Source organism: Solwaraspora sp. WMMB335 (assembly GCF_049179075.1).
Classification (GTDB): domain Bacteria; phylum Actinomycetota; class Actinomycetes; order Mycobacteriales; family Micromonosporaceae; genus Micromonospora_E.
On record NZ_JBMHMF010000001.1, the window covers coordinates 1,267,635 to 1,288,606 of the forward strand.

Annotated in this window: 23 protein-coding genes; 8 read left to right on the plus strand and 15 right to left on the minus strand. The window is 72.6% G+C overall.

Features of this window, described 5'->3' with window-relative positions; genetic code table 11:
* Positions 1–19: 19 nt before the first annotated feature.
* The 6 genes from ACN27F_RS04940 to ACN27F_RS04965 all read right to left on the minus strand — a co-directional run bounded on the left by ACN27F_RS04940 (position 20) and on the right by ACN27F_RS04965 (position 3,917).
* Complete coding sequence (locus ACN27F_RS04940; RefSeq protein WP_421431416.1) at positions 20–292, minus strand: DUF4235 domain-containing protein; 273 nt, start codon at positions 290–292, stop codon at positions 20–22.
* Positions 289–639, minus strand: coding sequence for a DUF3618 domain-containing protein (locus tag ACN27F_RS04945; protein WP_421431417.1), 351 nt, complete (start codon positions 637–639; stop codon positions 289–291). The genes ACN27F_RS04940 and ACN27F_RS04945 overlap by 4 nt, the downstream gene beginning before the upstream one ends.
* Positions 636–1,058: a phage holin family protein gene (locus ACN27F_RS04950; protein WP_421431418.1), complete on the minus strand. Its 423-nt coding sequence runs from the start codon at positions 1,056–1,058 to the stop codon at positions 636–638. The genes ACN27F_RS04945 and ACN27F_RS04950 overlap by 4 nt, the downstream gene beginning before the upstream one ends.
* Before the next feature lie 180 nt (positions 1,059–1,238).
* Positions 1,239–2,513 carry a mechanosensitive ion channel family protein gene (locus tag ACN27F_RS04955; RefSeq protein WP_421431419.1) on the minus strand — a complete coding sequence of 425 codons (1,275 nt, stop codon included), beginning with the start codon at positions 2,511–2,513 and terminating at the stop codon, positions 1,239–1,241.
* A 143-nt stretch (positions 2,514–2,656) separates the two neighbouring features.
* Positions 2,657–3,478, minus strand: coding sequence for a DUF1206 domain-containing protein (locus tag ACN27F_RS04960; protein ID WP_421431420.1), 822 nt, complete (start codon positions 3,476–3,478; stop codon positions 2,657–2,659).
* A 79-nt stretch (positions 3,479–3,557) separates the two neighbouring features.
* Complete coding sequence (locus tag ACN27F_RS04965) at positions 3,558–3,917, minus strand: hypothetical protein (protein WP_421431421.1); 360 nt, start codon at positions 3,915–3,917, stop codon at positions 3,558–3,560.
* A gap of 164 nt (positions 3,918–4,081) precedes the next feature.
* On the opposite strand from ACN27F_RS04965, the gene ACN27F_RS04970 reads away from it, so the two are divergent.
* Positions 4,082–4,366 (plus strand): GNAT family N-acetyltransferase, encoded by a 285-nt coding sequence (locus ACN27F_RS04970; protein WP_421431422.1) that lies wholly within the window; start codon positions 4,082–4,084, stop codon positions 4,364–4,366.
* 73 nt (positions 4,367–4,439) lie between these two features.
* Positions 4,440–5,501 carry a PQQ-dependent sugar dehydrogenase gene (locus tag ACN27F_RS04975; RefSeq protein WP_421439980.1) on the plus strand — a complete coding sequence of 354 codons (1,062 nt, stop codon included), beginning with the start codon at positions 4,440–4,442 and terminating at the stop codon, positions 5,499–5,501.
* On the opposite strand, the gene ACN27F_RS04980 is transcribed toward ACN27F_RS04975, so the two are convergent.
* Positions 5,457–7,115, minus strand: a complete 1,659-nt coding sequence (locus ACN27F_RS04980) for a glycoside hydrolase family 3 protein (protein ID WP_421431423.1) — start codon at positions 7,113–7,115, stop codon at positions 5,457–5,459. The two genes, ACN27F_RS04975 and ACN27F_RS04980, sit on opposite strands and share 45 nt — an antisense overlap.
* A 182-nt stretch (positions 7,116–7,297) precedes the next feature.
* Between ACN27F_RS04980 and ACN27F_RS04985 the strand changes: the two genes are divergently transcribed.
* The 4 genes from ACN27F_RS04985 to ACN27F_RS05000 all read left to right on the plus strand — a co-directional run bounded on the left by ACN27F_RS04985 (position 7,298) and on the right by ACN27F_RS05000 (position 10,600).
* Positions 7,298–7,432, plus strand: coding sequence for a hypothetical protein (locus ACN27F_RS04985; RefSeq protein ID WP_421431424.1), 135 nt, complete (start codon positions 7,298–7,300; stop codon positions 7,430–7,432).
* Between the two features lie 73 nt (positions 7,433–7,505).
* Positions 7,506–9,143 (plus strand): RecQ family ATP-dependent DNA helicase, encoded by a 1,638-nt coding sequence (locus tag ACN27F_RS04990; RefSeq protein ID WP_421431425.1) that lies wholly within the window; start codon positions 7,506–7,508, stop codon positions 9,141–9,143.
* A 51-nt stretch (positions 9,144–9,194) separates the two neighbouring features.
* A complete protein-coding gene (locus tag ACN27F_RS04995; RefSeq protein ID WP_421431426.1) occupies positions 9,195–9,698 on the plus strand; it encodes a hypothetical protein in 504 nt (167 codons plus the stop codon).
* A gap of 128 nt (positions 9,699–9,826) precedes the next feature.
* On the plus strand, positions 9,827–10,600 hold the full coding sequence (locus ACN27F_RS05000) for a TerC family protein (protein ID WP_421431427.1): 774 nt from the start codon (positions 9,827–9,829) through the stop codon (positions 10,598–10,600).
* On the opposite strand, the gene ACN27F_RS05005 is transcribed toward ACN27F_RS05000, so the two are convergent.
* Genes ACN27F_RS05005 through ACN27F_RS05040 form a run of 8 tightly spaced genes read right to left on the minus strand, consistent with a single transcriptional unit; the run spans position 10,583 to position 19,232 of the window.
* Positions 10,583–11,569 (minus strand): DNA topoisomerase IB, encoded by a 987-nt coding sequence (locus tag ACN27F_RS05005; protein ID WP_421439982.1) that lies wholly within the window; start codon positions 11,567–11,569, stop codon positions 10,583–10,585. The genes ACN27F_RS05000 and ACN27F_RS05005 overlap by 18 nt on opposite strands.
* Positions 11,553–12,590 (minus strand): glycosyltransferase family 9 protein, encoded by a 1,038-nt coding sequence (locus tag ACN27F_RS05010; protein ID WP_421431428.1) that lies wholly within the window; start codon positions 12,588–12,590, stop codon positions 11,553–11,555. Before ACN27F_RS05010 ends, ACN27F_RS05005 begins: the two co-directional genes overlap by 17 nt.
* Positions 12,587–13,282, minus strand: coding sequence for an SDR family oxidoreductase (locus ACN27F_RS05015; protein WP_421431429.1), 696 nt, complete (start codon positions 13,280–13,282; stop codon positions 12,587–12,589). The genes ACN27F_RS05010 and ACN27F_RS05015 overlap by 4 nt, the downstream gene beginning before the upstream one ends.
* Entirely contained in the window at positions 13,279–14,778 is a 1,500-nt protein-coding gene (locus ACN27F_RS05020) for a PfkB family carbohydrate kinase (protein ID WP_421431430.1), read from the minus strand. Before ACN27F_RS05020 ends, ACN27F_RS05015 begins: the two co-directional genes overlap by 4 nt.
* Positions 14,775–15,413 carry a D-sedoheptulose-7-phosphate isomerase gene (locus ACN27F_RS05025; protein WP_421431431.1) on the minus strand — a complete coding sequence of 213 codons (639 nt, stop codon included), beginning with the start codon at positions 15,411–15,413 and terminating at the stop codon, positions 14,775–14,777. Before ACN27F_RS05025 ends, ACN27F_RS05020 begins: the two co-directional genes overlap by 4 nt.
* Complete coding sequence (locus ACN27F_RS05030; RefSeq protein ID WP_421431432.1) at positions 15,413–16,630, minus strand: glycosyltransferase; 1,218 nt, start codon at positions 16,628–16,630, stop codon at positions 15,413–15,415. Before ACN27F_RS05030 ends, ACN27F_RS05025 begins: the two co-directional genes overlap by 1 nt.
* Entirely contained in the window at positions 16,615–17,592 is a 978-nt protein-coding gene (locus tag ACN27F_RS05035; RefSeq protein WP_421431433.1) for a glycosyltransferase, read from the minus strand. The genes ACN27F_RS05030 and ACN27F_RS05035 overlap by 16 nt, the downstream gene beginning before the upstream one ends.
* Positions 17,589–19,232 (minus strand): HAD-IIIA family hydrolase, encoded by a 1,644-nt coding sequence (locus tag ACN27F_RS05040; RefSeq protein ID WP_421431434.1) that lies wholly within the window; start codon positions 19,230–19,232, stop codon positions 17,589–17,591. Before ACN27F_RS05040 ends, ACN27F_RS05035 begins: the two co-directional genes overlap by 4 nt.
* Before the next feature lie 92 nt (positions 19,233–19,324).
* Here ACN27F_RS05040 and ACN27F_RS05045 point away from each other — a divergent pair, with 92 nt between their 5' ends.
* Complete coding sequence (locus ACN27F_RS05045; RefSeq protein WP_421431435.1) at positions 19,325–19,750, plus strand: SRPBCC family protein; 426 nt, start codon at positions 19,325–19,327, stop codon at positions 19,748–19,750.
* A gap of 11 nt (positions 19,751–19,761) precedes the next feature.
* Positions 19,762–20,820, plus strand: coding sequence for an SDR family oxidoreductase (locus ACN27F_RS05050; protein ID WP_421431436.1), 1,059 nt, complete (start codon positions 19,762–19,764; stop codon positions 20,818–20,820).
* Positions 20,821–20,972: the final 152 nt, after the last annotated feature.

Consider the following 20,972-nt stretch of genomic DNA (forward strand, 5'->3'; position numbering starts at 1 on the left):
GCAGCGTGGCCGGACGGGTTCAGCCCGGCCATCGACCGGTGAGCCGGCGTACGCCGATCGCGCCGCCGCGGTCCACCGCCGCACGTACCACGGAGAATATGGCACCCTGCAGCGCCGCCGCGGCGAGAACCTCGGCCCAGCCCCGGTCCTCATCGACCGGGCTGGGCGCGTCGTCGTCTCCGGCGGCCATCTTCCAGGCCTGCCGGAAGATCACCCCGGCGAGTGCCCCGGCAGCCATGCCGAGCAGCAGGCCGACCGGCCGGTACGCCACCTTTTCCATTGCTTTGTTCACCGGCGCCTCCCGCGCATCGTCAGCCAGGCGACCGCGGTGGTGACCACCACGCCGGCCACCACCAGTACCGGCAGGGTCCGCCGGAGGTCGATCCGGCGTGGATCGACGCGCTGCAGATCGACCCGGCGCGGATCGATCCGGCGCAGGTCGGCTCCGGTACGGTTGGCCCGGTCCCGGACCCGTTGCCCGGTGCGGGCGGCGCCGAGCCGCAGCCGGGTCTTCACATCGGTCTTCGCGGCCAGTGCCTGGATCGTCTGCCCCAGTTCCGCCCTGGTCTGGCGGATTTCGGCCCGCAACGACTCGAGGTCTCCGCTTCCGTTGCCGGACCTACCGTTGTGCGACGTCATGGCCGCCGCCCCCGCTTCATCGCAGCGCTGACCACCGTCACGTCGGCCCGCACGCTGTCCGCCGCGGCGGTCGGGACCGGCGGCGCCGCCTGCCGGACCTGGCGCCGTCCGGCCAGCGCCAGCGCACCGGCGACGACGAACAGCACGACAGCGACGGTCAACGCCGCCAGCCAGGGCGGCCAGGCCTGCCCGAGCAGCAGCACGGCGGCGGCGACCAAGGTCGCCACGCCGTAGAGCGCGAGCACGCCGCCACCGCCGAACAGGCCGACGCCGAGGCCGGCGTGCTTGCCCTTCTCCGCCAACTCGGCGCGCGCAAGGGCGAGTTCGTCACGGACCAACCGTGAGATCTGCTCACCGGCCTGCTGTACGAGTTCCGCGGTGGACTGCTCGGCAGGCGGCCGGTGCAACACGTCGGCCATGGTGCCTCCTTTCCCGCTGTTCGCCGCTGTATGCCCGGCCCGGCCGTCGTTCAATCTCGCAGCGACCAGCGGCCACCAGTCAATCCTGCCTGCGCGGGACGACCCGGGCAATCCTGTCGGCCGTTCTGTGGGCAACTGGCGGACGAACGATCCGGCGACGGCTCCACCGGTTCGCCGATGTCAATCCGCTCGGTGCCGGTTCGGGTCCGTCGGCTCGTCCGGCCCGACGAACACCGACGCGCGGGCGTCGCCTTCGGCGTCGCCGCCGAACAGTCGGGCGTCGTCCGGTAGATCATCGATCGCGAAGTCGCCGGTCGGCGGATCGCCGCCGTCGAGTTCCCGGGCGTCGTCGGGTGCCCGCGACGACGTGTGGCCGTCCATCCCGGCCCGGTGGCGTAGCTCCAACCAGTCCAGCAGGCCGGCGCCGTCGCCCACCTCGGCCCGCCAGCGCGGCAGCGCGGTCGGCCGCTGCTCGCGTACCCATCGCACCAGGTGTTCGCGGACCAGGCAGCGCAAGTCCCACAGGCGGGGTGAGTCGGCCGCGCTGACCAGCGCCCGCAGTCGGACGGTGCCGCCGGTGGCGTCGGTCACCTGGAGCACGCACACCCGACCGTCCCACAGGTCGGTCCCCTCGACCATGCGACGCATCTCCTCGCGCATCGCCTGGACCGGCACCGACCAGTCGACGTCGAACTCGGCGGTGCCCAGCACCGCGGACCGGGTACGGGTCCAGTTCTGGAACGGCTTGGTGGTGAAGTAGGAGGTCGGCAGGATCAGGCGCCGGTCGTCCCAGATGTGTACGACGACATAGCTCAGCGTCAACTCCTCGATCCGGCCCCACTCCCCCTCGACGACCACCACGTCGTCGATGCGGACCGCGTCGCTGAAGGCCAGCTGAAGACCAGCGAAGACGTTGCTGAGCAGGCTCTGCGCGGCCAGCGCGGCGACCACGCCGATGACGCCGGCCGAGGCGAGCAGGCTGGCGCCGATGCCCCGGACGGCTGGAAACGTCATCAGCATCACCCCGACGGTGAGCACCGTGATGACCGCGATGGTCACCCGACGCAGCATCACCACCTGGGTGTGCAGCCGACGGGCCTCCCGGTTGTCCGGTACGTCGGTGCGAAACCGCGCGAGCGTGGCGTCCTCCAGCGCCAGCAGTACCGCGCCGACCAGCCAGGCACCGGCGGCGATCATCGCCAGCACCAGCAGGTGCAGCGTGGTGCGTCGCCACGGCTCGCCCACCGCGAAGGTCGTGGAGAAGCGGATCGCTAACTGGACCGCCGTCACCGTGGCGGCCGCCAGCAGCGGCCGATGCGCGTGTGCCGACATCTCCGCCAGCAGCACCCACCGCCGGCCCAGTCGACGGGTGATCCGGTGGCTGATCGCCACCAGGACCACCGCGAGCAGCGCCGCCCCGACACTGACGATCGCCGTCCAGACAACCGGATACACGAAACCGTCTCCCCCTCGGCGGATAGCCATCATTGGCGACAAAACGCCAAGGATGCCGGGAACGGCGCCGGTTCGCCAGGCGCCATGCGGCGAGGTGATCTGTCCCACTTTGCCCGCCGGCGCGGATCCGGGCCCGAGCGGGATCAGACCTTGCGGTAGCGGCTCTGAGCGAAACAGTAGACGCCGAACGCGGCGAAGCCCACCGCCACCAGGCAGAGCAGGATGGATCCGTACGCCTGCTCGCGCAACGTGTGCAGGGCGGCGTCCAGGCCCCTGGCCCGTTCGGGTTCGAACCGCACGGCGGCGATCACCACCAGCAGGCCGGCCGTGCCGTACGCGACACCCTTCGCGAGGTAGCCGACCATGCCGAGCCGGCAGGTGAACCGCCGTACCCGGGCACTCATCGTCCGGGTCTTCAGATGCTTGGCGAAACGCTGGGTGACACCGTTGAAGACCATGCCGGCACCGACCACCAGGACCACCACCCCGGCCAGGGCGACCAGCCACTGGCCGCCCGGCGCGGACATCACCCGTTCGCTGGCCGCCTGCTGCTGCCCGGCGGTGTCGGCGTCGGCGTGGCGCAGGACCTGGCCGGCCGTCCACGCGAACGACAGGTAGACGACGGTTCGGCCGGCGGACAGCACCCGTTCGAGAGCCCGCCGCCGGCCCTGCTCGGCCTGATGCCCGCCGGCCGCCTCGATCGCCTGCCAGAGCGCCATGGCGGCGAGGCCGACCGCGACTGCGATCAGCAGGATCCGGCCGAGCGGCTGCTGGGCGAGGGTGCGCATGGCCCCCGACTGGTCACCGTCGGCGGCGGAACGGCCGAACGCGATCTGCACCGCCAACCAGGCCACCAGCAGATGCACCACGCCGTAGCCGATGAATCCGAACCTGGCCAGCGACTCCAGCCAACGGCTGTTCCCGACCTGATGCGCGGCGCGGTGAGCTTCCCGGGTGTTCGGCATGGGCGCATCTATGACCGTTGGCGACCGCTGCCAAACCTTCCACCGGACGCGGGTCCGACCGGGGCGCCCGGCTGGGTGATCAGCCGGGCTGGCGGGCGACCTGGATCGCCACCTGCGACTCGGTGACCCGTTCCAACGTGACGTACAGCCCGGCGACCTCGGTGGCCTGCTCACCGACCGTGAGGGTTAACTGCTCGCCAGCGACCTCGACGGTGACCCGGTCGCCCTCGGCACCGACCAGTCTCGCCTCGACACCGAGGATGCTGGCACTGGCCTCGACGCCACGATCGAAGGTGACGGTGCACGCGTCCAGCCCGCACTCCGTGCTGGCCCCCTCCGAGCTGCAACCGGCGAGCAGGGCCGCACCGAGCACCAGCGCGGCGGCCAGGCCCGCGGGTCGGCGGGCGGAAATCGACGTCGGAACTAGCGACGGTGTCACCGTCCCAGCGTACTGGCCGCCGCCACCGCCCGGTCGCGGCGCCGACGGGCCGGTTGCCGGCTAGGCTCGCGGCAGCGGAGCCAGCAGGTCGCGCGGCACGCGGCGTCCATCTGCGGTGACACTCCGCAAGACAGCAGTGACCATCCTCAAGGAGGTGTCCAGCGGTGACTATCCTGGTGGAGGACAATCCGGCCCGGCGCCGGTTCGAGATCCTGGTCGACGACGCGCTGGCCGGGTTCGCGACGTACCACGTCCAACCCGGCGAGATCGTGGTGGCGCACACCGAGATCGACCCCGCCTACCGCGGTCAGGGTGCTGGCGAGGCACTCGCCCATGGGCTGCTCGAACAGATCCGCGGCCGCGGAGAGCAGGTGGTGCCGCAGTGTCCGTTCATCGCCGCCTACATCGAGCGGCATCCGGAGTTCGCCGACCTGGTGGTCGGTGGCTGACCAGGTGCCTGGGCCGGCGACGGCCGGGCCGCACGCCGCCGCGCCGGCCTCCGCCGGGCGCACCGCACGGCGTATGGTCGCGGCGCTGGCCGCGGTCCTGGCGCTGGTCGCCGCGGTGCTGGTGGCCGGCGGCCGGTTCGGCTGGTTCAGCGACCCGCTGATCTCCGGCGCGCCGGAGGCCCACGCGGACGTCGAGGTCGTCGCGACCGGTCTGGTGGCACCGTGGGACCTGGCGTTCCTGCCGGACGGTACGGCGCTGGTGACCGAGCGGGACAGCGCCCGGCTGCTGGCTGTCAACGGTGCCGGCGCGGTGCGTGAGGTCGCCCGGATCACGCAGGCGAGCCCAGGTGGCGAGGGCGGTCTGCTCGGCGTGGCCGTCTCCCCCGACTATCCCACGGACGGCCGGATCTACCTCTACTACACCACTGCCGACGACAACCGGATCGCCCGGATCAGGCTGGCCGGCGACGGCGTGGCGACCCGGCCGGAACCCGTGCTGACCGGCATCCCCCGAGCCCGCACCCACAACGGTGGACGGATCGCCTTCGGCCCGGACGGGATGCTCTACGCCGGCACCGGCGACGCCGGCGACCGCGACGCCGCACAGGATCACACGAGCCTGGCCGGCAAGATCCTGCGGTTGACGCCGGAGGGCGCGCCACCGGCGGACAACCCGTTCGCCGGGTCCACCGTGTTCAGCCTGGGACACCGCAACGTACAGGGGCTGGACTGGGGACCCGACGGCGACCTGTTCGCCAGCGAGTTCGGCCAGGACCGGCACGACGAGTTGAACCGGGTCCGGGCCGGCGGCAACCACGGCTGGCCGGTGGTGGAAGGGGTGGCCGGGCTGGCGGACTACGTCGACCCGGTGGCGACCTGGGCGACCCGGGATGCTTCGCCGAGCGGCATCGCCTTCCACGGCGGTCGGATCTGGCTTGCCTGTCTGCGGGGACAGCGGTTGTACCGGGTCACCGCACAGGGCGAGCAGGCCGAGACGCTGCTCAGCGGCACATACGGCCGGTTACGCCATGCCGCCACGGCACCCGACGGGACGTTGTGGGTGCTCACGTCCAACCGGGACGGACGAGGGTCACCCGCCGCTGACGACGACCGGATCCTGCGGATCACCGGCTGACCGCGACGCGGCCGGAGCCGGCACCCGTTCGGGTTGCCCCAGTCGGCGGCCGGCGAGAATCTCCGCAGCCGCCAGCGCGTTGGCCCGGCTGGCGCCGTACGTGGCGAGATACGCACCGCCGGTGGCACGTACCGGGACACCCAGCTCGACCACGACCGCGTCCGGGCGGGCCGCCAACGCGTGATCGACCGCGGCCGACATCCACCGATGCCGGTGCAGGTCGCGTACGACCAGCACCAGTGCGTGCCCGGTGGCCGCCGCCAGCACCGCCGCGGGCAGCCGCGAGCCGTCGCGGCCGGTGGTCGGGTCGCCGGCACCGCTGTCCGGCGCCGTCTCGGCGGCGGACAGCCGGATGGTGACCGTGTCGGGACGCAGTTCGGCGAGAACACCGCCGATGCCCCACGGGGTTTCCGCGCCGATGGCGATGTTGCGCTGCGGCGCGAACTCGACCACGTACGCGGGCCGGTGCAGCGGCAGCGTGGTGCCGTCGGCCTGGAACCGTACCGCCCGGCGGGCCGCGACCAGCCCGACGGCCGACCCCGCCGCGTCGGGCCGCGCCGCCGCCTCGGGCACGACCGTACCGCGGTGACCGGCGGCCGCCCGGTCACGGTGGCGGATCGTCCAGCCGGCCAGCCGGACGATCCGCTGTGCCGCGTCGGCGAGTCGGCGCACCGGCAGCCGACCGTCGGTCACCGCCTCGACGATGGCGTCGCGCAGCAGCCGGGTGGTCGCCTCGTCGGCGTGCTCGCCGCCCACGCAGACCGCGTCGACGCCGGCCGCGAGGGCCCGGACGGTGGCACCGGCCAAGCCGTACCGGCGGGTGACCGCCTGCATCTCGATGCCGTCCGTGATCACCACCCCGGTGAAGCCGAGCTGCTCCCGGAGCAGGTCGATCAGCACCCGGCGGCTCATCGTCGCCGGGTGCTCGTCGTCGAGCGCGGGCACCAGCAGGTGTCCGGTCATCATCGCCTGGGTGCCGGCGGCGACCGCGGCGCGAAACGGGACCAGCTCCACCGTGTCGAGCCGGACGAGGTCACCGGCGATCCGGGGCACCGCGACATGGGAGTCCACACTGGTGTCACCGTGTCCGGGGAAGTGCTTGGCGCAGGCGGCCACCCCGGCGGCCTGCAGACCGCGTGTCCAGGCGGCGGTGTGCCGGGCGACCAGATGCGGATCGGCGCCGAAGGAACGGACCCCGATCACCGGGTTGTCCGGGTCGGAGTTGACGTCGGCGACCGGGGCGTAGTTGAGACTCACGCCGGCCCGGGCGAGTTCCTGACCGAGGTCGTAGGCGACCTGTTCGGTCAGTTCGGGGTCGTCGACCGCGCCGAGCGCCAGGTTACCGGGACGGGAGCTGCCCTGACCCGACTCGATGCGGGTGACGTCGCCGGCTTCCTCGTCGATCGCGACAAGGACGTCCGGGCGTTCGGCCCGCAACCGCGCGGTGAGTGCCGCGACCTGTTCGACATCGCGCACGTTGCGGGCGAACAACGCGACTCCCCCCAGCCCGTCGGCGATCCATCGCCGTACCCAGTCCGGCGGGGTGGTTCCGGTGAACCCGGGTTGCAGCACCGTGGCCGCCATCCACCGCAGGCTGGGGCTGGAGTCGGTCATCCGGCAATCACCTTCCGGGGTCGGCCAGCGTGTCGGAGCTCATGTTCACACCCCGCCGATCTTTCAGTCAATAAACCTTCCTATTGAGCGGGACCGGTATCCGCCCGACGGTGCCCGTACCACCGGTCGCCGATCGGATACCGCCGGTGTCCGGGCCGGCCACGCTGTGGCACAGTTCGGCAATGGCACCGTTCGTCCTACCCGTGGCCGCGGAAACGAGCTGGCACGACATCCCCGGCGTACAGCTGATCGGGGGTGTGCTCGGCGTCCTGCTGTTGATCGCCGCCCTGCGCGCGATGTTCGGCAAGGGTCGCTGAGCCCTTTGTCCGGCAAGGGCCGCTGAGCGGCGCTCGTTTGCCGGACCGCTCCGCCGGGTAACCACGGCCTCCGATGACGTTGTCCTTGCACTCACCCCGCCTGCGCCGGGTCGCCCGCCAACGGTTCGGTTGGTCCGCGCTGCGGCCGGGCCAACTCGGTGCGATGCGTGCGCTGCTGAAGGGGCGCGACGCACTGGTCGTACTGCCCACCGGTGCCGGCAAGTCCGCCGTCTACCAGGTCCCGGCCACCCTGCTCGCCGGCCCGACCGTGGTGATCTCACCGCTGCTCGCGCTACAGCAGGACCAGGTCACCGCTCTCAACGAGCGGGGACAGCCGGACCTGCGCGCGGTACGGATCAGCTCGGCGGAAACCGGACAGCAGCGCCAGGCCGCGTTGGGCGACCTCCGCGAGGGCCGGGCCCGTTTTCTGTTCACCACACCGGAACAACTGTGCGACCCGGACCGGCTGGCCCAGGTACGCCGGCTGACACCGGCGCTGGTGGCGGTTGACGAGGCGCACTGCGTCTCCGCCTGGGGGCACGATTTCCGTCCCGACTACCTGTCGATCGGGCATCTGGTACGCCAACTGGGCCGGCCCCCGGTGGTGGCGCTCACCGCGACCGCCTCGCCACCGGTACGCGACGACATCGTGCATCGGCTGGGTCTGGTCGATCCGCATCTCGTCGTCGCCGGCCTGGACCGGCGCAATCTCTTTCTCGAGGTCGCCCACTGTCCGACCGAGGACTACCGGTGGCGGCGGCTGGTCGCCCTGCTCGACGCCGCCGCACCGCCCGGCATCGTGTACGGACCCACCCGCCGGGCCGTGGAGGAATTGAGCCAGCGGCTGACCGGTGCCGGTTACCCGGCCCGTTGCTACCACGGCGGGATGGCCGCCGCCGCACGGGAACGCCTGCACGAGGAGTTCCTCGACGGTCGGGTGCCGGTGATGGTGGCGACCTCGGCGTTCGGCATGGGGATCGACAAGCCGGACATCCGCTGGGTGGTGCACACCGCGTTACCGGACTCTCCGGACAGCTATCTGCAGGAGATCGGACGGGGCGGTCGCGACGGCGCGCCCGCCCGTGCCCTGCTGCTGTGGCGGGCCGAGGATGTCGGGCTACAGCGCTATTTCACCACCAGCCGGCCGGACGCCGACGAGGTGCGTGACCTCGCCGCGCTTGTCGGCACGCAGCCGCTCACCCGGGCACAGCTGCGTGAGCGGACCGGGCTGGGCGTGCGCAAGCTGGGTCAACTGATCGCCCTGCTGGAGGAGGTCGGCGCGGCGCGTACCGTGACCGGCAACCGGGTCGTCCGCCCGACGTACGCTCCGCTGCCGGCGCAGGCCGGTGCGGACGCGGTCGCCGCCGCCACCCGCCGCCAGCAGGTGCAGCGGTCCCGGACCGACATGATGCGGGCATTCGCCCAGGCTCAGGGCTGCCGGAGCCAGGCGCTGCTGGCCTACTTCGGTGAGCACATGGCCGACGTCTGCGGGCACTGCGACAGTTGCCACGCCGGCACCAGCGCCGCAGACGACGGCGCCGGTGGCCCGTTTCCGGTGCACACTATGGTGCGACACGCCGAATGGGGCGCCGGCATGGTGCTCGGCTACGAAGCCGACCGGATGACGGTGCTCTTCGACGGTGTCGGCTACAAGACGTTGTCCGTGCCGGTGGTCAGTGAGCAGAACCTGCTGGCCGCCGAATCACACTGAGGATTCTCCACCGGGCACCAGCGCGGTGGCTGCTGTCGAGAGGGGCATAGCGTGACGGACCTGCCGGTGTACACCGAACTCGGGTTCTCCGACGAGGAATGGGGGCTGCTGGTCGGGCTGCCGCACGCGGTGCTGACCGCGGCGAGTGCGGCGGAGTCCGACGGCGGGCGGCGGACCCGGGCGGAGAACGCCGCCGGGCTGGACGCGGTTGGTGCCGGACGGGAGTCGGCCAGTCCGCTGGTCGCCGCGGTGGCCGGCGAACTGGTCAGCCGGGTCGGGGATCCGGAGGCCGGCGAGGAGTTGCCGGTGCTCGAACCGGCCGACCCCCAGGCACTGATCTCCGACGTACTGGGCCGGGCCACCGAAGCGGCCCGGCTGCTTGCCGACCGGGCCGACGACGGCGAGGCCGGCGCGTACAAGCACTGGCTGGTCGGGATCGCCGAGCAGGTGGTCAGCGCCGCGCCGTCCGGCGGGGTGTTGGGCATTGGTGGCGACACGGTGACCGAGTCGGAGCGACGCTTCCGCGACCGGCTCGCCCACGTGCTGTACGACTGAGCACAGCCGCCCGCCGGCTCGCCCGGCCGGCGAGCGGCCCGGTAGCGGGTAGCTTGACGCCCCGCAGTACGGTCTGCATTCGCAGGGTCCGCGCCGGCCCTGCGGATACCCCCTGACCTGGGAGCGTCATGGAGCTTCTGACCAGCCCCGAGCTGTGGATCGCGTTCGCGACCCTGCTGCTGCTCGAAGTCGTGCTGGGCATCGACAACGTCGTGTTCATCTCGATCCTCGCCGGCCGACTGCCCGAACATCAGCAGGCTCGGGCCCGGACCATCGGCATCTCGCTGGCCCTGATCACCCGGCTGCTGCTGCTCGCCTCGCTGTCCTGGGTGATCGGGCTCACCGCGCCGCTGTTCACCGTGTTCGGTCAGGAGATCTCCGGACGCGATCTGATACTGCTGTTGGGTGGGTTGTTCCTGCTGGTCAAGGCGACCTACGAGATACACGAGCATCTGGAGGGCGCGGACCACGGCGCCAGCGGCAAAGCGGTGTCGTTCACCGGGGTGATCGTGCAGATCCTGCTGCTCGACGTGGTCTTCTCGCTCGACTCGGTGATCACCGCGGTCGGCATGGTCGATCAGCTGTTCATCATGGTCGCGGCGGTCGTGGTGGCGATGGTGATCATGCTGGTCTCCGCGGGTGCGGTCAGCGGCTTCGTCAACCGCCATCCCACCGTCAAGATGCTCGCCCTGTCGTTCCTGCTCCTGATCGGGGGCAGCCTGGTCGCCGAAGGACTGGGCCAGCACATCGCCAAGGGCTACGTGTACGGGCCGATCGCCTTCTCGGTGTTCGTGGAGTTCCTCAACCTGCGGCTGCGTTCCCGCCAGCGACGCGAGGCGGCCGAGCCGGTGAACCTGCATCCGACGTTCGTCAAGGCCGGGCGCTCACCGCAGCGCGAGTAGCCGGCGGACCGCTTCCTCGGCCGCGGGCCGGGTCGGCTCGGCGGCGTCCAGCCGAGCCACCCGGCCCCGCTGGAACAGCTCGATGACCCGTGGATCCACGTACGATGTGCGGGCCACCGTCGCGGTGTTGCCGAGCAACTCGGCGACCTCCCGCATCACCGCCGCCACCGCCCGTCGGCGGGCAGCGGTCGACCGTGGCACCGGATGCGCGGCCAGCCTGGTCGCGGCAAGGACCGTGGCGTGCCAGGTCCGGAAGTCCTTGGCGGTCATGTCCGTACCACTGGCCTGACGGAGATAGTCGTTGATCTCGTCGCTGCGCACGTCCCGCCACTGCCGCCCGTCCCAGTAGCAGAACAGCCGCTGGTCGCCCCGGCAGCGGCGACGCAACGCCCGCAGCACCGCGCACACCCGCACGTCGGTGATCCGACGGACCTGCGCCTGCCCGCCCTTGGCGGGAAACTCGAAGACCACGCAACCACGGGCCACCCTGGTGTGCGAACCACGCAACGTGGCCACCCCGAACGTCGGGTCGTCACCTGCCGCGTACTGGTCGCTGCCGATCCGGAACATGCCCAGATCCAGCAGGCTCACCAACGCTGCCAACACCCGCTCGCGACACAGCCCACGCTCACGCAGGTCGGCCGCGACCTGTCGGCGCAGCCGGGGCAGCCGATCGGCGACCTGCCGGACGTGGCGAAACTTCGCCACGTCCCGACGCACCCGCCACTGTGGGTGGTAGAGGTACTGCCGGCGCCCGGCGGCGTCCGTCCCGACCGCCTGGATATGACCGGCCGGGTGCGGGCAGATCCACACGTCCCGCCAGGCCGGCGGGATCACCAGGTCCCGTAGCCGGCCCAACTCCGCCCGATCGGTGATCGGACGTCCGTCGGCATCGAGGTAACGGACCCCACGACCCCGTCGGTGGCGCCGGTAGCCCGGCCGGGCCAGGTCGCTACGCCGCAGCCGCACCGCGTTCCGCCTCACCGGCCGCGGCCAGCACCTCGTCGACGCAGATCGCCGCCATCGCCGGGTCCGGCACGAGGGTCGCGATCCCGCTGGCGGCCTCGGTGCCGTCGACCGGGTCGGAGTCGTCGGCGCCGGGCACCTCGGCCCCGCCGGACAACGCCGGATAGTGCACCACCCGGTGCCGATCCCGGTCGACCAGCGGACCCCACCGCGCCGGCGACGTCGGGCCGAACAACAGCACCGACGGCACGCCGAACGCGGTCGCCAGATGCCCCGCGCCGGTGTCGGCGGCGACGAGCAGCCGGGCGTGCGACAGCAGGGCGGTGAACCGGCTCAGATCCATCCGACCGGCGCAGACCGCCGTACCGGACAGACCGGCGGCGGCGGCCACCGACTCCGCCAGCGCGCGTTCCCGCGCCGACCCGGTCACCACCACCCGATGCCCGGCTGCCGCCAACCGCCGGGCCACCTCGGCGAACCGGTCCGGCGGCCAGCGCCGCCGAGGCGCGGCGGCGCCGGGATGGATCACGGTCACCCCGACCGGGACCCGACCCGGTGCGGGACGCCGCAACGCCAGATCGGTCGGCTCGGCCGCCACCCCGTACCAGGCCACCAGCCGACACCAGCGCAGCACCTCGTGTTCGCCGTCGGCCCATTGCGGGCCGTCGTCCTGGCCGGCCGCCGGACAGGCGTACGCCCACAGCCGGCCGGGCCGGGCCGTCTGCAGCACCCGGTGCGACTGCGGCCCGTGGCCGTGCAGGTTGACCGCCCAGTCCGGGGCGGGGTCAAGCCCCTGGATCGGTGTGGACCCCGGTGTGGACCCCGGCGCGGGACCGGCCGGACGGGTCAGTCCGGCCAGCGGTAGCAACCGGTCGACCGCATCGGTCAGCTCGACCAGCGGCGCGAGCGCCGCCGGCGCGGCGAGGGTGATCGTCGTCGCGGGGTACGCCGCCCGCAGCCCGCGCAGCGCCGGCACCGCCGTGGCCAGGTCGCCGATGCCGAGTGCCCGCAGCACGAGGATCACGGGTAGGACGGCTCCGTGTCCGCGCAGACGACCATCTCGCGGACCGCGCAGCCGGCCGGTTGCTGCAGCGCGAACAGCACCGCCGCCGCGACGTTGCCCGGCTCGTTCAGTGCGGCGTCGGCCGACGGCCGGTACTGAGCCTGCCGGTCGTCGAAGAACGCGGTCCGCATCCCGCCCGGCACCAGCAGCGTCACCGCCACCGCACCGGCCAACTCGGCGGCGAGCGCACGGGTGAATCCCACGACACCGAACTTCGCCGCACAGTACGCGGTGGCATCACCGACCGCCTTCAGGCCCAGGGTGGAGGCGACGGTCACCACCGATCCGCCGGTCTCGGTCAGCCACGGCAGGGCCGCGCGGATCACCGCCGCGGTGGCCAGCAGGTCGACCGTGACGATGCGCTCCCAGGTCTCGGCGGGAACGTCCGCCAGCCGACCGGGAACGTCCATCCCGGCGGCGGTGACCACCCCGGTCAAACCGCCGGCCTGACCGGCCAACTGGCGGGTCGCCGCCTCGGCGGCGCGGGTGTCGGCCAGGTCGCACTCGGCCCACGGCACCCCGTCGGCCGGCCGCCGTCGGTCGATGACGTGCGGCCGGTAGCCGGACTTGCCCAGCAAATCGACCACGGCGGCGCCGAGGCCGCTCGCACCGCCGGTGACCAGCACGGCAGGGCCGGCGAAGTTGTTCGTCATCGGGCTCCTTCGAGTAGCGGGCCGGTCGGCCGGGGCCGGCCGGCACGGGCAGCGGCGATCATGCTGGTGGTGGAGCGCCCGTCGAGGTACGGCACGATCGCGGTCTGCCCGCCCCATCTGCCCACCAGCTCGGCTTCGGGCAGGTCGGGTTGGCCGGTGCCGCCGCCGGCGTAGTCACCGCCCTTGACCCAGATGTCCGGGCGCAACCAGCTGAGAACGGCGTGCGGAGTGTCCTCGTCGAAGACGATCACCGCGTCGACGCAGCCGAGCGCGGCCAGCAGCCGCGCCCGGTCCGGTTCCGGAACCACCGGACGGTCCGGACCTTTGAGCCGGGCCACACCTCGGTCGGAGTTGAGGCACACGATCAGGCAGTCCCCCATCTGGCGGGCCGCCTGCAGTGCCGACACGTGCCCGGCGTGCAGCAGGTCGAAACAGCCGCCACTGGCCACCACGGTGCCGCCGACGCCGCGGACCCGGGCCACCAGAGCCGCAACGGCCTGCGCACCGATCCGTTCAGGCGCGTCCGCACCAATCCGGCCAGGCGCGTCCGCACGGATCCGGCCAGGCACGTCCGCACCAATCCGGCCAGGCGCGCCGCCGGACGAGAGCCGTACCGCGGCGGCACCGCCGTCGGCGACGTACCGGGAGGCCTGCGCGACCGCGGACTGCACGGCTTCGGAGACCACCGCTCCGCCCGCCAGTGCGATCGCGGCGGCGGTGGCGAAGCGGTCCCCGGCACCGCAGGTGTCCCCCTCGGTGCTGGCCGGCGCCGGCACCACCAGCGGAGTCGCACCGGCGTGGCAGAGCAGTGCGCCGTCGCCGCCCATGGTGACCGCTACCGCTCCCGCCCGCCACCGGCGGCGCAGCTCGTCGGCGCTGCGCGCGGCGCTGGCGACCCGGCTGTCGCCGGCGGGATGCCCGGTGAGCTGCCGCACCTCGGCCTCGTTCGGGGTGACCAGTCGTACCCCGGCGATGGCGGCCGGCCCCCGGGGATGGGGATCCCACACCACCGGGACCCGGGCAGCCGCCAGCGCGGCGCGCAACGCGCACACCCGAGCCACCCCGCGTCCGTAGTCGCTGACCACTACCGCCGCCGCCGCCGCGAGCAGGTCCCTGGTGGACGTCGGTAGGCCGTCGCCCACCGACCCGGTGCCGCCCCGGTCCAACCGCACCAGCACCTGGCCACGGGTACGGAGCCGGATCTTCTCCGCGGTCGCACCGCCGAGCGACAACGGGTGCAGATCCACCCCGGCGGCGGTGAGCAGCGCGGCCAGCCGCAGGCCTGCCGGGTCGGCGGCGAGCGCGGTGACCAGCGCCACCGGATGTCCCTGGTCGGCGGCGAGCACGGCGGCCAGGCCGGCGCCGCCCGGCCGGTCGGTGACGTGGCGTTCGTCGAGCACCGGGGCGGCGGCGTCGGGACAGACCCGGGTGACGGCGCCGTCGATGTCGCGGTCCAGCAGGGTGTCACCGACGACGACGATCGGGCGGGCGGTCATGGCCGGGAGCCGTTCAGATCCATCACCGGAAGTTCGGACACCACGCCGGCCAGCCCGAGTACGTCCGGCAGGGTCCGGTCGACGTACTCGCACAGCAGATGGGCGGTGACCAGGTGCAGTTCCTGCACCACCTGCGGGTCGGCGGCCGGCACCGCGAGCACCTCGGGGCAGACGCGAGCGAGCGGGTTCGGTGCCGGACCGGTACAGGCCCAGCAGTGCAGTCCGGCGGCTCGCCCCGCCCGTGCCGCAGCGAGCAGGTTGCGGCTGCGACCGCTGGTGGACAGCAGCAGCAGGATGTCGCCGGGACGGCCGTGCGCCCGGACCTGCCGGGCGAACACCTCCTCGAATCCGAAGTCGTTGCTGATCGCGGTGAGCGAGGACGTCTCGGCGGTCAGCGCCACGGCGGACAGCGGCGTACGGTCGTCGCGCAGCTTGCCGACCAGCTCGGCGGCCAGGTGTTGCGCCTCGGCCGCGCTGCCGCCGTTGCCGGCGACCAGTAGCCGGCCCCCATTGCCGAGGGTCCAGGCCAGTTCGCTACCCCAGCGGCTCAGCATCGCCGCCACCTGTCGGTACGGTGGCAGCGCCGCGGCGAGCCGGGCGAGGTGACCGTCGAGCAACGGTTCGGTGTCGGTCATCAAGCCACCACCCGGCTGGGCTGGCGCACCCTGCTGACCGCACCGTAGACGGCCACCAGTTGTTCCGCGGCCCGCTGCCACGAATAGCACTGCCGGGCCCGGTCCAGTGCCGCCGTGGCGTAGGCGAACCGGCGTACCCGGTCGTTGAGCAGCCGGCGCAGGGCCAGGCCGAGGGCACGCGGATCGCGCGGCGGCACCAGATCGCCGGTGAGCCCGTCGACGACCGTGTCGGTCAGCCCGCCGACGGCGGTACCGATCACCGGTACGCCGCAGGCCATCGCCTCCAGCGGAGTGAGCCCGAACGGCTCGTACCACGGGGCGGCCACCAGCACGTCGGCCGACCGGTACCAGCACGGCATGTCCTCGCGCGGTACCCCACCGACGAGCCGGACCCGGTGTCCGACACCGCAGTCCTCGGCCAACTGGCGCAGCTGCCGGGCCTGTGGGTCGTCGTCGAGTTCCGCCGCCGGTGGGCCGCCCACGATGACGCATTCGGCTTCCGGCACCAGCTGCATGGCCCGGATGACGTCCTGAAACCCCTTGCGGGCCACCAGGCGGCCGACGGTGAGCACCCGGTGGACGCCGGCGTCGCGCCGGGCGGTCGTACCGTCCGGCGCGAACGTCTGCCCGTTCACACCGGACGGTACGACCGACAGCCGGCCGCGTGGCACTCCCATCCCGATCAGCTCGGCGACCTCGTCCTGGGACTGCGCGATCACCCGGTCGACGCTGCGCCCGAGGGCCCGCTCGTAGCCGATGCGCCGGGGTGGGCTGGTGTCCATCGCGCCTTGGTGGCGGCGTTTGACCGTGCCCAGCGCGTGGTAGGTCTGCACCACCGCGACCCCGGTCAGCCGGCCGGCGTTCACCGCCGCCAACCCGCTCATCCAGAAATGGGCGTGCGCCACGGCCGGCGACCATTCGCCACCATCCCACTGGCGGACCAGCCACTGGCTGAACTCCCCCATGTACGGCAGCAGCCCGTCCTTGGCGATGTGCCCCGGTGGTCCGGCGGGAACGTGCACCACGGCGACCCCGTTGTCCATCTGGACCAGCTCCGGCAGGTCCGGCGCATCGCGACGGGTGTACACCCGCACCTCGTGACCGTCCGCGGCCAGCGCGGTGGACAACTCGGCCACATGGGTGTTCTGGCCGCCGGCGTCCACGCCGCCGAGCGCGGCGAGCGGGCTAGCGTGCTCCGAGATCATCGCGATGCGCATAGCTCCTCCTGCAGCAACTCGTCCCAGTCCGCGAGGAACCGGTCCAGTCCGTAGCGGGCCAGTGCCACACGCCGGGCCTCGGCGCCGAGCCGGCGGGCCGCGTCCGGTTCGTCGATCAGCCAGTGGGCGGCGTCGACCAGGGTCTGCACGCGGGTGGCCAGCACTCCGGCCGATGGAGGCACCGCCGCGACCGCCTCGGTGGTGCCGAGCACGATCACCGGCACGCCCATCGCCATCGCCTCGATCAGGCTCAGCCCGAGCGACGTCCATCGACACAGGTGCAGGTACGCCCGACGCCGGGCGACCTCGGCCTGCATCGCCGCCTGCGGTACGTCCTCGTACGGGGTGATCCGCGACGCGGCGGGTGGGCCCAGTGCCGCAGGCAGGCCGCTCACCCCGATGCCGTACACGTCCACCGGTGCCACCCGGGTGAACCGGGGTATCAGGTCGGCGCCGGTGACGCGGCGGCGGCGCACCGGCTCGTTGGTGACCACGGCGAGCCGGTCGAGATCGCCGGTATAGCTGGCGGCCGGCGCGACGACGCCGTGCTCGATGACCCGGGTCCGGCTGGCGCCGGTGTCCCAGAACAGCTCGTTGAAGTGGGTGACCTGGACGACGGTCAGGTCGTTGCGGTCGGCCATCGGATGGCGGGTGTGCGGCACGTCCCCCTTCGGCGTGTTGTGCTCCACGTAGATCGCCGGCACGTCGCGTCCGACGACCCGGCCGAGCCAACTGGTCGCCAGCTCCACCTCTTCCGGGCGCTGCAGGATCACCAGGTCGACCTCGGCGGTGGCGAGTTGCCCGGGACGTACCTCGACGACGTTGTCCGGCCACGGGTACGTCCGTGCCCGCCCCAGGCCGTACGGACCCCGGTCCGGGGTGACCGGCACCAGGTAGTGATGCTTACCCTGGACGAATGCGGTGGTCCACGATCCGTGGACGTGCCAAAGAAGAATGTTCATCCGGCCGTCCCATGCAGCAGCCGGACCGCCTCGACGACGCTGGCCGCCGACACCGCCGACAGGCATGGATGGCCCGGCACCGGGCAGCGGGCCGCGCGGGTGTTGCGGCAGCCCGCCACCGGATCGCCCAGACGCACCCACGGGACCCGGTACGGCCCCCACTGGCCGAACGGCACGGTCGGCGCGAACAGGCTGATCACCGGCGTACCGACGGCCGCGGCCAGGTGCGCCGGTCCGGTGTTGCCGACGACCAGCGCGCCCGCCGCCGCGATGATCGCCGCCAACCGCGCCAGCGACGTCTGCCCGCTGAGGTCCACCCCGTCGCGCCCGGCGACCCGGGCGCACAGTGTCTGTTCGCCGGGGCCGCCGGTCACCACGACCCGGTGCCCGGCGGCGGTGAGCGCGACCACGAACTCGGCGCAGCGTTCGGGTGGGCACGCCCGCGACTCGACCGACGATCCGGGATGCAGCACGACATAGCCCGGCGGCCCGGCGGCACCCGACGCCGGCCCGCCGGCCGGGCGCAGGCAACCTGGACGCAGTCGCAGCACCGGCTCGTCGTCGGCGGGCAGGCCGAATCCGGCGGCGGCCGCCAGTGACAGGGCCCGCTCAGGCTCGGGCACCCCCGGCGGAACCCGGTGCCGAACGTCGAGCAGCGACCCGGGGTAGTCCTCGCTGATCGCTGAGATCCTCGGCACGCCGGCCATCCGCAACAGCAACGCCAGCGGCAGCGGGGACTGGTGGTACGAGGTGAAGATGATCGCCTCGTCGGCACCGACCGCCGCGAGTCGGCCGGTCAACTGCGCCATCTCGGCCGGCTCGACCCGCGCCGGGTCCGGGTCGATCCACGGAAGCGACCACTCGATGATCCCGGTGACGCCGGGAAGGAGCCCGGCGGCGGCCCGGCCCCTCGGTCCGCAGAGCAGCACCACCTCATCGGCGCCGGCCGCCACGGCCCGGATCGCCGGTCCGGTGACGAGCACGTCGCCGACCGAGTCGCTGCGGACCACCAGGACCCGCCGACGGCCGACGGGCGGTGCCCCCGCGTTGGACATCAGGTGCCGACGCAGCACGAGGTCCACGGCACCGGCCAGGTCACCGGCGACCGCCGGTGCCGCGGCGACCTCTTCGGGCCGGGTCGCCTCGGTCGGAACCAGGATGCCGGCGGCACCGGCGGCACCGGCGGCGGTCATGTCGCGGCCGATGTCACCGACGACGACGCATCGCTGTGCGACGGTCCCCAACGCGTGAGCGGCGGCGTGGATCAGGCCAGGTGCCGGCTTGCGGCACCGGCAGCCGTCGACATCTTCGTGCGGGCACACCTGCCAGGTGTCGAACGGGCCGAGCAGGTCCTCGGTCCGGGCGTGCACCCGGTCCAGATCGACAGCGGAGAAACAGCCCCGGGCCAGGCCAGACTGGTTGGTGACGACGCCGATCAGCAGTCCTGCGGCGCGTAACCGGTCCAGGGCGGCCCGGGCACCGCGCATCGGGCGCACCCGTCCCGGGTCACCGTTGTACGGCACGTCGTGCACGAGCGTCCCGTCACGGTCGAACAGCACCGCGTCGAAGAGCCCGCGGTCGCGACTGATCCGTTGGCTACGCACCAAGCACGGTTTCCCGTCGGTCCGCTGAGTAAACATCTTCCGTGTTCGTCCGGTCCGCCCGATTCCACGCCTGCCCGCATAGGTTCCAGGGCCCGGGGTACGCAGCTGGTGTGGCTGTGGTGCAACGGGTGATTCCGGCCCCTCCGGACCAGGTGTTCGCCATCCTGAGCAACGGGTGGTCGTACAGCGACTGGGTGGTCGGTACCGGGCACATCCGGGATGTGGACCGCCACTGGCCGGCCCCGCACGCACGGCTGCACCACAACGCCGGACCGTGGCCGCTGACCATCTCCGACACGTCGACGGTGGTCTCCTGCGATCCGCCGCGCGAGTTGACCCTACGGGCGGGTCTCTGGCCACTCGGTGAGGCGACCATCGTGTTCCGGCTGACCGCCACGCAGGCGAACGGGACCCGGGTGACGATCGCCGAGTCGTTCACGGCGGGCCCGTTGCGCTGGATCCGTACCAAGATCGACGACCTGATCCTGCACCATCGCAACCGCGAGACGCTGCGCCGGTTGTCAGACATCGCGACCAGACAAGCCCTCAGGTAGGTGAGACGCCGATGAGCCAGACCGTAATGATCACTGGCGCGAGCGCCGGAATCGGGCGGGCGACCGCGCAACGCTATGCCCGCCGCGGCGCGCGGCTGGGATTGATCGCCCGCGGCGCGGCGGGACTCGCTGCGGCGGCCGCGCAGTGCCGCGAACTCGGCGCCGAGGCGGTGGCGACCTACCAGGTCGATGTCGCGGACGCGGACGCGATCGAGCAGGCCGGCGCGGATCTGGCCCGGCGACACGGCGGCCTCGACGTGTGGATCAACAACGCGATGGTGTCGGTGTTCGCCCCGACCTGGGAAATCAGCGCCGACGAATTCCGCCGGGTCACCGAGGTCAGCTACCTCGGCACGGTGCACGGTACCCTCGCGGCGCTGCGGCAGATGCGCCCGGCCGGCATCGGCACGATCGTGCAGGTCGGATCGGCGCTGGCCTACCGCGGCATCCCGCTACAGTCGGCCTACTGCGCGAGCAAGCACGCGATTCAGGGCTTCAACGATTCGCTGCGGGTGGAGTTGCTGCAGGCCTCGCCAGAGATCAAGCTCACGATGGTGCAGCTGCCTGCGGTGAACACCCCGCAGTTCTCCTGGGTACGTACCCGGCTGCCCCGCCACCCGCAGCCGGTCCCGCCCATCTTCCAACCCGAGGTGGCCGCCGAGGCCATCTGCTGGGCGGCGGACAAGGGACCACGCGAGGTCAACGTCGGCGGACCGACCCTACGCGCGCGGCTGGGCAACATCCTGGCACCCGGGCTGCTTGACCGGTACCTGGCGCTGCGGCAGGTGGGGTTCGATTCCCAGCAGACCGACGCGGTGATCGACCGGGCCGGCTGGCACGACAACGTCGACAAGCCGGCCGACGCGGATGTCGATCACGGCTCGCACGGCATCTTCGACGACCGGGCACGCCGCCGCTCGCCGGCGTTGTGGGCGGTGATGCACAAGCAGACCGTGGCGGCCCTGCTCGCCGCCGGGCTGGCTGCCGCCGCGCGTGCGCTGGCCGCGGGCGCCGGCCGGGCAGGTCCCGCCATCGCCCCGCTGTCCAGTCGCCGACGGACAATCGATTGATCGTTTGCCAATCGGTTAGGTGGCAGCTGACTGACCTGGCCATTCCGTCAACGAGGCTACCGCCCGCTGCTCCGCCGATGGATCTTCAGGACACCGCTTTCGACCCTGCTCCGGTGGCACAGAAGGGGGATACAGGCGCGTTCGAGCCGGTG